This is a genomic window from Mycobacterium sp. NGS18 (assembly GCF_059813185.1).
The window spans coordinates 323,620-335,548 of sequence record NZ_JCALEC010000003.1 but is presented as its reverse complement, the minus strand read 5'-3'; the positions used below and the strand labels follow the sequence as shown (position 1 = coordinate 335,548).

General features: G+C 66.5%; 6 protein-coding genes. 3 read left to right on the top strand and 3 right to left on the bottom strand.

Annotated features, from left to right (window positions below; all coding sequences use genetic code 11):
• Positions 1-15 precede the first annotated feature (15 nt).
• Together AC5Y31_RS08030 and glgB are read left to right on the top strand one after the other, a co-directional pair.
• Positions 16-2,082 carry an alpha-1,4-glucan--maltose-1-phosphate maltosyltransferase gene (locus tag AC5Y31_RS08030; RefSeq protein WP_499979485.1) on the top strand — a complete coding sequence of 689 codons (2,067 nt, stop codon included), beginning with the start codon at positions 16-18 and terminating at the stop codon, positions 2,080-2,082.
• A gap of 7 nt (positions 2,083-2,089) precedes the next feature.
• Complete coding sequence (gene glgB / locus AC5Y31_RS08025) at positions 2,090-4,330, top strand: 1,4-alpha-glucan branching protein GlgB (RefSeq protein WP_499979484.1); 2,241 nt, start codon at positions 2,090-2,092, stop codon at positions 4,328-4,330.
• A 39-nt stretch (positions 4,331-4,369) separates the two neighbouring features.
• On the opposite strand, the gene AC5Y31_RS08020 is transcribed toward glgB, so the two are convergent.
• From AC5Y31_RS08020 to malQ, 3 genes are read right to left on the bottom strand one after another with little or no spacing between them, the layout of a single operon-like run.
• On the bottom strand, positions 4,370-5,722 hold the full coding sequence (locus AC5Y31_RS08020) for a maltokinase N-terminal cap-like domain-containing protein (protein ID WP_499979482.1): 1,353 nt from the start codon (positions 5,720-5,722) through the stop codon (positions 4,370-4,372).
• The gene (gene treS, locus AC5Y31_RS08015) at positions 5,719-7,518 is read right to left on the bottom strand and encodes a maltose alpha-D-glucosyltransferase (RefSeq protein ID WP_499979481.1); all 1,800 of its coding nucleotides are present in this window, start codon (positions 7,516-7,518) and stop codon (positions 5,719-5,721) included. Before treS ends, AC5Y31_RS08020 begins: the two co-directional genes overlap by 4 nt.
• A gap of 30 nt (positions 7,519-7,548) precedes the next feature.
• Entirely contained in the window at positions 7,549-9,549 is a 2,001-nt protein-coding gene (gene malQ / locus AC5Y31_RS08010) for a 4-alpha-glucanotransferase (protein WP_499979480.1), read from the bottom strand.
• 171 nt (positions 9,550-9,720) lie between these two features.
• On the opposite strand from malQ, the gene glgX reads away from it, so the two are divergent.
• On the top strand, positions 9,721-11,928 hold the full coding sequence (gene glgX / locus AC5Y31_RS08005) for a glycogen debranching protein GlgX (RefSeq protein ID WP_065024746.1): 2,208 nt from the start codon (positions 9,721-9,723) through the stop codon (positions 11,926-11,928).
• Position 11,929 lies beyond the last annotated feature (1 nt).

Genomic DNA, 11,929 nt, shown 5'->3' with positions numbered 1-11,929 from the left:
CGAACGGAGTAGTGGGTGCCGGGCCGAATCGAGGTCGATGCCGTAACGCCGAGTGTGTCCTGCGGCAGGCAGCCCGCCAGGGCGGTGGTCGGAGAGGTGGTGCCGGTCGCGGCCAGCGTCTGGCGCGAGGGACATGAAGTGGTCGCGGCGACGCTGGTGGTGCGCTACCTGGGGTCCGATTACCCGCGACCGACTGGTTCATCCGGTATGCAGGGCGATGAGCAGAAGGCCGTTGCCGAGTCTTGTCGGGGCAAGCCGTTGCTGCTGCCGATGAGCGCCGGTGCGCAGCCGTACGTCTTTCATGGCCAGTTCGTCCCGGACCAGGTCGGGTTATGGGCTTTCCGGGTCGACGGCTGGACCGATTCCATCGGCACCTGGCGTGATGCGGTGGTCGCGAAACTGGACGTCGGTCAGGGCGAGGCCGAGCTGTCCAACGATCTCCTGATCGGCGCCGAGCTGTTCGACCGCGCCGCCGCCGGGGTGCCGCGCAGCAAGCGGGAGCCGCTGCTGGCCGCTGCTGCCGCCTTGCGCGAGCCGGGAGACCCGGTGACCCGGTCGGCGCCGGCGTTGTCGGACCAGGTGTCCGAACTGATCAGCTGCTACGCACTGCGGGACCACTGCACGCGGGGACAGCAGTATCAAGTGTGGGTGGACCGGCCGCTGGCCCGGTTCAGCGCCTGGTACGAGATGTTTCCGCGCTCCACCGGCGGATGGGATTCCGCGGGCGAGCCGGTGCACGGCACGCTGGCCACCGCGGCGTCGGAGCTACCGCGCATCGCCGAGATGGGATTCGACGTGGTGTATCTGCCGCCGATCCACCCGATCGGAAAGGTGCACCGCAAGGGCCCGAACAACAGCGCTGTCGCCGAACCGGGTGACGTCGGGTCGCCGTGGGCGATCGGCAGCGACGAGGGCGGCCACGACGCGGTGCATCCCGACCTGGGGACGCTGGAGGATTTCGACCGTTTCGTCGCCCGCGCCGGCGAGCTCGGTTTGGAGGTCGCCCTGGATCTGGCGTTGCAGTGCGCGCCCGATCACCCCTGGGCGCGTGAGCACCGGCAGTGGTTCACCGAGCTACCGGACGGCACGATCGCCTACGCGGAGAACCCTCCGAAGAAATACCAGGACATCTATCCGTTGAACTTCGACAACGATCCCGCCGGGCTGTATGCCGAGGTCCTTCGCGTGGTGCAGCATTGGATCGGCCACGGCGTCAAGGTGTTTCGGGTCGATAACCCGCACACCAAACCGCCGGGCTTCTGGGCCTGGCTGATCGCGCGGATCAAATCCGCCGATCCGGATGTGTTGTTCTTGTCCGAGGCGTTCACTCCGCCAGTACGCCAGTTCGGCCTGGCCAAGCTCGGCTTCACCCAGTCCTACACCTACTTCACCTGGCGCACCTCGAAGTCCGAGCTGGTGGAGTTCGGCGAAGAGATCGCTGAGATCGCCGACTTCCGCCGCCCGAATTTGTTCGTCAACACGCCGGACATCCTGCATGCCAGCCTGCAGCATCACGGTCCCGGCATGTTCGCGATCCGGGCGGTGCTGGCCGCCACCATGGGCCCCTCGTGGGGGGTGTATTCCGGCTACGAGTTGTTCGAACACCAGGCTCTGCACGAAGGCAGCGAAGAATATCTGCACTCGGAGAAGTACGAACTGCGTCCGCGCGACTTCGCCACCGCGGTGCACGAGGGCAGGTCGTTGGAGCCGTTCATCGCATGCCTCAACGCCATTCGCCGGCGCCACCCCGCCTTGGCGCAATTGCGCACCCTGCATTTTCATCACCTCGACAACGACGCACTGCTGGCCTACAGCAAGTTCGACCCGGTCAGCGGAGACACGGTCCTGGTGGTGGTGACGCTGAACGCGTTCGCGGCCGAGGAGGCGACGTTGTCGCTGGACATGGCGGCGTTGGGTATGGAGCCCTACGAACGGTTCTGGGTACGGGACGAGATCAGCGGGGAGGAATACCAGTGGGGGCAAGACAATTACGTACGACTCGAGCCGAGCCGAGCGGTCGCCCATATCGTCAATATGCCCGTGATCAACGCCGACGCGCGGGCACGGTTGCTTCGGAGGTGAGAACCCGATGACCCGAAGCAAACCCACACCGAGGCCAGGGCTGGCGTTGGCGCCCGAGGACGTCGACCGCTTGGTGTCCGGCGCGCACCATGATCCGCACGCGATCCTGGGCGCCCACGACGACGGCGAACGCACCGTGATCCGGACGCTGCGGCCGGGCGCGGCCGCCGCCGCGGTGCTGGTGGGCGGCGACCGGGTGCCGATGCAACACCTGGGCAACGGGCTATTCGCCGCGACATTGCCGTTCGCCGACCTGATCGACTATCGGCTGCAGTTCGACTACCCGGACGTAGCGGAGCCCCAGATCGTCGCCGACGGCTATCGTTTCCTGCCCACGCTGGGTGAGATCGACCTGCACCTGTTCGCCGAAGGCCGGCACGAACGGCTGTGGGAGGTGCTCGGCGCCCATCCCCGCACGTTCACCACGCCGGACGGGACGGTCACCGGGGTGTCGTTCGCGGTGTGGGCGCCCAACGCCAAGGGAGTCGCTCTGATCAGTGACGTCACCGGCTGGGACAGTATCGGTGCGCCGATGCGGGTGTTGGGATCTTCCGGTGTGTGGGAACTGTTCTGGCCCGGCTTCCCGGTCGGCGGCCTGTACAAGTTCCGGGTTCACGGCGCCGACGACGTCGTCACCGAGCGGGCCGACCCGATGGCGTTCGCCGCCGAAACGCCGCCGCAGACCGCGTCCCGGGTCACCACCAGCCGTCATGCCTGGAGCGACGACGAGTGGATGAGCCGGCGCGCCACCGGAAATCCGTCATTCGAAGCGATGAGCGTCTACGAAGTACACCTCGGGTCCTGGCGTCCCGGCCTGAGTTATCGCCAGCTCGCCACTGAGCTGACGGATTACGTTGTGGAACAGGGCTTCACCCACATCGAACTTCTTCCGGTCGCTGAACATCCGTTCGGCGGATCCTGGGGCTACCAGGTCACCTCCTACTATGCCCCGACCGCCCGGTTCGGCACGCCGGACGAATTCCGCGCGCTGGTCGACGCGCTGCACCGCGCCGGTATCGGCGTCATCGTGGACTGGGTTCCGGCGCACTTCCCCAAAGACGCCTGGGCGCTGGGCCGGTTCGACGGCACCCCGCTGTACGAGCACGCCGATCCGCGTCGGGGTGAGCAACTCGACTGGGGTACCTATGTGTTCGACTTCGGCCGTCCGGAGGTCCGCAACTTCCTGGTCGCCAACGCGCTGTACTGGTTGAGCGAGTTCCACATCGACGGGCTCCGCGTCGATGCGGTGGCGTCGATGCTCTATCTGGACTACTCGCGGCCCGAGGGCGGCTGGACGCCCAACGTCTACGGCGGCCGGGAGAATCTGGAAGCGGTGCAGTTCCTGCAGGAGATGAACGCGACCGCGCACAAGTCGGCGCCCGGCATCGCGACCATTGCCGAGGAATCGACCTCGTGGCCGGGAGTGTCAAGGCCGACCAGCCTTGGCGGGCTGGGTTTTTCGATGAAATGGAACATGGGCTGGATGCACGACACGCTCGCCTATCTCGGCCACGACCCGGTGCACCGCTCCTTCCATCACCACGAGATGACCTTCTCGATGCTCTACGCCTACAGCGAGAACTTCGTGCTGCCGATCAGCCATGACGAAGTGGTACACGGCAAGGGCACGCTGTGGAGCCGCATGCCTGGCGACGACCACGCCAAGGCCGCCGGGGTCCGCAGTCTGCTGGCCTACCAGTGGGCCCACCCCGGCAAGCAGTTGTTGTTCATGGGCCAGGAGTTCGGCCAGCGCGCCGAATGGTCCGAAGAGCGCGGATTGGATTGGTTCCAACTCGATACAGAACGGGAGGCAACCGGGTTCTCGGCCGGAATCCTGCGCCTGACACGCGATCTCAACGCCATCTACCGCGAACACCCCGCACTGTGGAGCGAAGACCTCAGCCCGGCCGGCTATTCCTGGATCGACGCCAACGACTCCACCAACAACGTGCTGAGCTTCCTGCGTTACGGGACGGACGGATCGGTGCTGGCCGCGGTGTTCAACTTCTCCGGGGTGGCGCACGCCGGCTACCACCTCGGCCTGCCGTTCGTCGGCCGGTGGCGCGAGCTACTCAACACCGATGCCGTCGACTACTGCGGCGGCGGCGCCGGCAACCTCGGTGGCGTGGACGCCGTCGATGAGCCCCGCCACGGCCGGCCGGCCTCCGCGGTGCTGGTGCTGCCCCCGCTGTCGGCGCTATGGCTGGAGCCCGAAGAACGCAGCGTCACCGCGATCACGCCGAGCTGATGGCGTGACCCGCTTCGCCCGGCTCCGCCGCGCTTGCGATCACGCCGCGGTGAACCGGGTCAGCGCCCGCAGCGGAATCGGCAGCCAGGCGGGCCGGTGCCGGGCTTCATAGCCGGCCTCATAGACCGCCTTGTCGATTTCGTAGGCGGCCAGCAGCGCCACCGAGTCACGCGGGTCGGCGCCGGATTCTGCGGCGTAGCCGTCGCAGAAGGCGCTCTGACAGCGGTCCAGCCATTCCCGGGCGCGGGTGGCCAGTTGCCGGTCCTGCCCGTCACGGGACAGGTCGGCCAACTTGCCGTACGCGGCGTACTCATAGGACCGCAGCACACCTGCGACATCCCGCAGCGGCGAATCGGGCCGGCGGCGCTCCGAGAGCGGTGCGCCCGGCTCGCCTTCGAAATCGATGAGCAGCCAACCGTTCGGGGTACGCAGCACCTGCCCCAGATGCAGGTCGCCGTGGACTCGTTGCACCGTGATCTTCTCCCCGGCCAACTCCTGGAATCGCTGTTGGATGGCGGTGACGTGCGGGCGGATCTCCGGCACGGCCGCCGCCGTGGCCGACAACCGTGACAGCAGAGCCTGCGCCGGAAAGTCCGCTTCCGAGGTTCCCAAGCTGTCGGCAAGCGTGCGGTGCACCGACGCGACCGCCTCACCGAGCCGATAGGACTCGCCGGCGAAGTCGCCACCTACTTCGTAGGCGTACAGATCGGCTTCGGCGAACAGATCGCGCACGCTGGCGGTAGCCATCGCCCACCCCTCGGCCGAATTCACCGCGTATTCGCTGACCATGCCCAACGCGTAGGGCTCGGAATCGCCGGGCAACTCGATTTGGTAGGAGCCCAGCAACCGCGGCACGTGGGGGTTGGCTGCCTGACCGAGCGCCGCGTTCAACTCGATGTCGGGATTGATGCCTTCCTTCAGCCGACGGAACACCTTGAGGACCGCCTCCTCCTCGACGATCACGCTGGTGTTGCTCTGCTCGGCCTCCGACACCCGAGCGCCCGCCCCGGCCGGCAGCGACACCCCGGCCTCCGGCGTGAACGCGACGTCGCCACGCTGAGCCGACGAATCGATCAACGACAACAAGGTCCGAGTGGCCGCAGCGTCATACAGCGCGTCATAGGCGGTGCGTCCACGATCGGTTCCGATCATCGCGATCTGCGCGTACTCCGGTGGCAGCTCGACATCCCAGCTGACGATCACCTGGTAGCGCTCGGGGGCGCCTTCGGTGTAGGAGACGTCGATCAACACCAGATCCAGTCCGTCTTCCAGCGTCACCATCAGGATGGGGTCGGCGCCGGCCAGCTCTCGATTACGCCCCGCGTACCAGCGTCGGGTCGCCAGCCACTCCGCCCACGGCAGGCCCGCTGGTTCGCCGCTGCCACCAGTCATGACATGTCCTCCTTCGGCTCGCACGGCTCGCACAGTTGAAACCAGTAGAAGCCGTATCCGGGCAGGGTGAGTAGATACGGGAGTTTTCCGATCCGGGGAAATTCCACCGACCCGGTCAGTTCCACCGGCGTGTGGCCGTCCCAGTGCTGCAGATTCAGCTCGATCGGCTGGGGAAACCGCGACAGGTTGTTGACGCACAAAACCGTAGCCCCGTCATCGCCGGCGAGCTCCCGCACGTACGCCAGCACTGACGGGTTGGATCCGCCCAACTCGCGGAACTCACCGAGCGCGAATGCGTCGTACCGACGCCGAACGGCGAGCATGGTGCGGGTCCAGTTGAGCAACGACGTCGACGTGTCGCGTTGTGATTCCACGTTGACCGACTGATGTCCGTAGACCGCGTCTTGAATGGGAGGCAGGTAGAGGCGGCCGGGGTTCGCGGTGGAGAAACCGGCGTTGCGGTCGGGTGTCCACTGCATCGGGGTGCGCACCGCGTCACGGTCACCCAGCCAGATGATGTCGCCCATGCCGATCTCGTCACCGTAGTAGAGGATGGGTGAACCGGGTAACGACAGCAACAGTGCGGTGAACAACTCGATCTGGTTGCGGTCTTTGTCCAGCAGCGGGGCCAGCCGGCGCCGGATCCCCACATTCGCCTTCATACGCGGATCTTTCGCGTACTCGGCGTACATGTAGTCGCGCTCGTCGTCGGTGACCATCTCCAGGGTCAGCTCGTCGTGGTTGCGCAAGAAGATGCCCCACTGCGCCAGGTGGGGGATCGGCGGCGTCTGCGCCATGATCTCCGAAATGGGGAAGCGAGACTCGCGGCGTACCGCCATGAAAATGCGTGGCATCAAGGGGAAATGGAATGCCATGTGGCACTCGTCGCCGCCGGTCGCGGGATCACCGAAATATTCGACGACGTCGGTCGGCCATTGGTTGGCCTCGGCCAGCAGCACCCTGCCCGGGAACTCATCGTCGACCACCTTGCGGCAGCGTTTGAGGAAATCGTGTGTCTCGGGCAGGTTTTCGCAGTTGGTCCCTTCTCGCTCGAACAGGTAGGGCACCGCATCCAGCCGAAAACCGTCGATGCCGAGGTTCAGCCAGAACCGCAGCACGTCGAGCATCGCGTCCTGAACCGCCGGATTGTCATAGTTCAAATCGGGTTGGTGGGAGAAGAACCGGTGCCAATAGAACTGCTTGCGCACCGCGTCGAACGTCCAGTTGGACTCCTCGGTATCGACGAAGATGATCCGGGCGTCGGCGTAGCGCTCGCTGGTGTCGCTCCACACGTAGTAGTCACCGTGCGGGCCGTCCGGGTCGTGACGCGACTGCTGAAACCACGGATGGCTGTCGGAGGTGTGGTTCATCACCAGATCGGTGATGACCCGGATCCCGCGCCGGTGCGCGGCGTCGATCAGTTCGACGAAATCATCGACCGTGCCGAACTCGGGCAACACTTTGTAGAAGTCCCGGATGTCATAGCCGCCGTCGCGCAGCGGCGAATCGTAGAACGGTGGCAGCCACAGGCAATCGACTCCGAGCCACTGCAGGTAGTCCAGTCGCTCGGTCAGCCCGCGCAGGTCACCGACCCCATCCCCGTTGGAGTCGTAAAACGCCCGGACCAGCACCTCGTAGAACACCGCACGCTTGAACCAGACGGGATCCGCCGGCGGGGCCGCGGCATCGCCGAAGTCGTCGGCGGTGGGATGTTCGACAACGCCATCTTCGACGTGGCTACCCGCTGTGGGGTCTGGGAGGTCTTGACCAAACTCGTCGTCAACGTCGGCGGTCATGTTTCGACTTGTACCCGATTCGGGACGCGATTACCTGCCGGATGCGGCATTGCGGCCTTCGCCGGCCGAGAACATCGCCGCGGTGCGGGCGATTCTCGGGTCGGTGCGCAGCTGCTCAAGAGGCTCGCGCAGTGGCAGCCGCCAGTTCGGATATTCGTCGACGGTGCCCGGCAGGTTGGGCTGACAAAGTTCGGCCAGCACGTCGTACGGGGAGACCAGTTTCAGCCGGCTCGGCGTGGCCGCCAAGAACCGGTGCAGGGCGTCGATGATCTGCCGCTCATCCGGGGCCCCGTCGTCCTGCTCGAGAAAACCTTCTGAACGCAGCAGGGCGAGCCATTCGGCTCGCTCCTGCTCGGCGGCGCCTTGTGCGGCCGCCACGTCGTCGAGCAGACCCAGCTCGGCGCGTGCCCGTACGTGCTCGCCGCGGAAGAATCCAGCTGCGGTGGGCAGATCGTGGGTGGAAATGCTGGCAGCCACCCGCGAGGGCCACTTCGCCGGCGGAAGCAACGGCTGGCCGGGCGCCGCTTCGTCACGGGTGAACCAGGACACCGCGCAGCCCAGCATCTCGTTGTCGGCCAAGGCGCGGGTGACTTCCGGTTCGACGGTGCCCAGGTCCTCGCCGATGACGACCGCACTGCCTCGATGGGCTTCCAGTGCCAGCACCGCGAGCATGACATCAGCGTCGTAACCGACGTAGGTGCCGCGATCAGGGCTCTCGCCTGGCGGGATCCACCACAGCCGCCACAAGCCGGCGACGTGATCGATACGCACACCGTCCGCGTGGGCCAGGACGGCTCGCAGCATGTCGCGCATCGCGGTGTAGCCGGTGTCCGCCAAGCGGTCCGGCCGCCAGGGCGGTAGAGACCAGTCCTGCCCACGAGGGCTGAACGTGTCGGGGGGCGCCCCGACACTGGCTGCACCGGCCAGCACACCGGCCAGCGCCCAAGCGTCGGCGCCGTCGGGATCGACGCCGACGGCCAAATCGTGCAGCACCCCCGCCGCCATGCCCGAGTCGTGTGCGGCCTGCTGCACGGCGTGCAGCTGTTCGGCGCAGCGTTGCTGCACCCAGGCATGAAACGCCACCCGCGGCGCGAGCTCGGTTCGCGCCGCCGCGACGGCGCTCCCGGCCACGTCGTGCAGCGGCGCCGGCCATGTCGTCCACCGAGCGCCGTGGCGCTCGGCCAGCGCGCAGTAGGTCGCCCAGTCCCGCAACGCACCGCTGTCCGGCGCCTCGTCCAGCCCGGACGGGCGGCCCTCGGCACGCCAGAGCAACTCCAGGGCTGCGCGTTTGGCCGACCAAACCAGGTCGTAGTCGACGCGCGCGGTGTCCGCAGCGACCTGCAGCGCATCGATTTCCGCCCGGGTGGCCGGGTCGGCGCGCCGATAGCCGTCGAGGTCACTGATGCACAGTGCCAGCGGGTTGGCGAATCGCCGGCTCGACGGCGTATATGGCGACGGCTGCACCGGATGCGTCGGCCCCGGCGCGTGCAGCGGGTTGAGCAGCACCGCTCCAGCGCCGTGCTCGGCGGCGGTCCACCTCACCCAATCCCGCAGATCGGACAGATCGCCGATGCCCCACGAACGGGCGGACCGCAGTGCGTACAACTGCAGCATCCATCCCCAGGTCGCCGGGGCCTGCGGCACCTGGGCCGGAGCCGCCACCAGCGTGACCTGCTGGCCGTTGCGCAGCGCAAGGTCATACCAGCCTGGCGCCAGATCTGCGGGCAGTTCATCGCGCACGGCGCTGCGGACACCGTCCTCGTCGACCAGCGCAACGGCGCCGGACAACGGCTGGGGACGCCCGGTCACCCGCACCGCCACCGTGGGTGGCGACAGCCCCGCACGGTCGCGCTCGTCCAGCCTGGCCAACTCATGACGGCAGTCGGTTTCGCTGCCGGCTTCGACATCGAGTAGCCGGAGCACCCGGATGACGACGTCGGCATCAACCTGCACCAGCTCGCGCCGCTCGTTGCGATAGGCGGTGGCTACGCCGTGGGCCGCTGCCAGCCGACGCAGGTCATCAGAGACCACGACAACGCTTATACCCGGGTCGGGGGACTTTCAACAGCGGCTGCCGGGCGGTGCATCTGACCGTACTGTCGTAGACGGGCATAGTTTGACCGCTCGGCAGGCGGGTAGGCCACACTCGGCGGGAGTGCCGCAGCATCGAAGTACCGAAAGTCCTGACGAGATTGGGTGAATATGGCCGTTACCCGAAATCCGGCGAACGAGGTCACTGCTGCCAGAGACTCGCATGCGAACCCGCCGGTGTTGCGGAGCAGCTGGCCCGGCAGCAGCGCCCCGCTGGGAGCCGCCTACGACGGCGGGGGAACCAACTTCGCCCTGTTCTCCGAGATCGCCGAGCGGGTCGATCTGTGCCTGATCGACGAGCACGGTGAGCAGACCTGCATCCCACTCGACGAGGTGGACGGCTACGTCTGGCACGCCTACCTGCCGACGGTGGCGCCGGGACAGCATTACGGCTTCCGGGTGCACGGGCCCTTCGACCCGCCGGCCGGACACCGCTGCGACTCCAGCAAGCTGCTGCTCGACCCCTACGGCCGGGCGTTCGCCGGCGACTTCGACTTCGGTCAGCCGCTGTTCTCCTACGACATGACCGCCGGTGGCGACGCGCCCCAAGCCGAGACCCTGCCGATGATCGACTCGCTGGGGCACACCATGACCAGCGTGGTGATCAACCCGTACTTCGATTGGGCGTCCGATCGGCCGCCTAACACCCCCTACCACGAAACGATCATCTACGAGACCCATGTGAAGGGCATGACGCAGACCCATCCGGGCGTCCCGGAGGAGTTGCGCGGCACCTACGCGGGATTGGCTCACCCGGCCGTCGTCGACCACCTGCAGGCACTCAACGTCACGGCGATCGAGCTGATGCCGGTGCACCAGTTCATGCACGACGACCGCCTGCTGCAGCTGGGCCTGCGAAACTACTGGGGCTACAACACGTTCGGGTTCTTCGCCCCGCACAGCCAGTACGCGGCGAACCGGCAGCCCGGCGCGGCGGTCGCGGAATTCAAGACGATGGTGCGCACCTTCCACGAGGCCGGCATCGAGGTGATCCTCGATGTGGTCTACAACCACACCGCCGAAGGTAACCACCTGGGCCCGACCATCAACTTCCGCGGAATCGACAACGCCGCCTACTACCGGCTCGTCGATGACGACCGCAGCATGTATATGGATTACACCGGAACGGGAAACAGCCTCAACGCGCGCCACCCGCATGCGCTGCAGCTGATCATGGATTCACTGCGGTACTGGGTGACCGAGATGCACGTCGACGGGTTCCGCTTCGACCTGGCATCGACGTTGGCTCGCGAGTTCTATGACGTCGACCGCCTTTCGGCATTCTTCGACCTGATCCAGCAGGATCCGGTGGTCAGCCAGGTCAAGCTGATCGCCGAGCCGTGGGACGTCGGTGAAGGCGGATACCAGGTCGGCAACTTTCCCGGCCTGTGGACCGAATGGAACGGAAAGTACCGAGATACCGTGCGTGATTACTGGCGCGGCGAACCGGAGACGCTGGGGGAGTTCGCCTCCCGCCTCACCGGTTCGTCGGACCTCTACGAAGCCACCGGACGCCGGCCCGGCGCCAGCATCAACTTCGTCGTCGCCCACGACGGGTTCACCCTGCACGATCTGGTGTCCTACAACGAAAAACACAACGAGGCCAACCACGACGACAACACCGACGGCGAGAGTCACAACCGCTCGTGGAACTGCGGCGTCGAAGGCCCCACCGACGATCCGGCCGTTCTGGCACTACGGGCTCGGCAGATGCGCAACATCATGGCCACCCTGGTGCTGTCCCAAGGCACGCCGATGATCGCGCACGGTGATGAAATGGGCCGCACGCAGCACGGCAACAACAACGCCTACTGTCAGGACTCCGAACTGGCCTGGATGGATTGGTCGCTGACCGAGAAGAATGCCGACCTGCTGGCCTTCACCCGCCGCGTGACGCAGCTTCGCAAGGACCACCCGGTGTTTCGTCGCCGCCGGTTCTTCGAGGGCCGTCCGGTGCGCCACGGCGACGAGATCGGTGACATCGCCTGGTTCACCCCCGCCGGTCAGGCGATGAGCCAAGACGATTGGGACAACGGCTTCGACAAATGCATCATGGTCTTCCTCAACGGTGAGGCGATCCGCGAGCCGGACGCCCGTGGCGAGCGGGTGGTCGATGACTCGTTCCTGCTGTGCTTCAATGCGCACGACGCTGCGGTCGAATTCGCCGTTCCCGGCGCTGATTACGCCCAAGAGTGGACCGTCGAGCTGGACACTGCGGACTCGCCGGAGCCGGAGTTTCCGGCCGATCGAGCGGTGCAGGCCGGGAACGAGATACCCGTTGCGGGGCGTTCGCTGCTGGTCATGCGGAAAGTGCGCTGAG

What these genes read in the sequence shown, in the direction of transcription:
- glgX (WP_065024746.1), top strand. Translation starts at nt 9,721, where the DNA reads ATGGCCGTTACCCGAAATCCGGCGAACGAGGTCACTGCTGCCAGAGAC.
- glgB (WP_499979484.1), top strand. Translation starts at nt 2,090, where the DNA reads ATGACCCGAAGCAAACCCACACCGAGGCCAGGGCTGGCGTTGGCGCCC.
- AC5Y31_RS08020 (WP_499979482.1), bottom strand. Translation starts at nt 5,722, where the DNA reads ATGACTGGTGGCAGCGGCGAACCAGCGGGCCTGCCGTGGGCGGAGTGG.
- treS (WP_499979481.1), bottom strand. Translation starts at nt 7,518, where the DNA reads ATGACCGCCGACGTTGACGACGAGTTTGGTCAAGACCTCCCAGACCCC.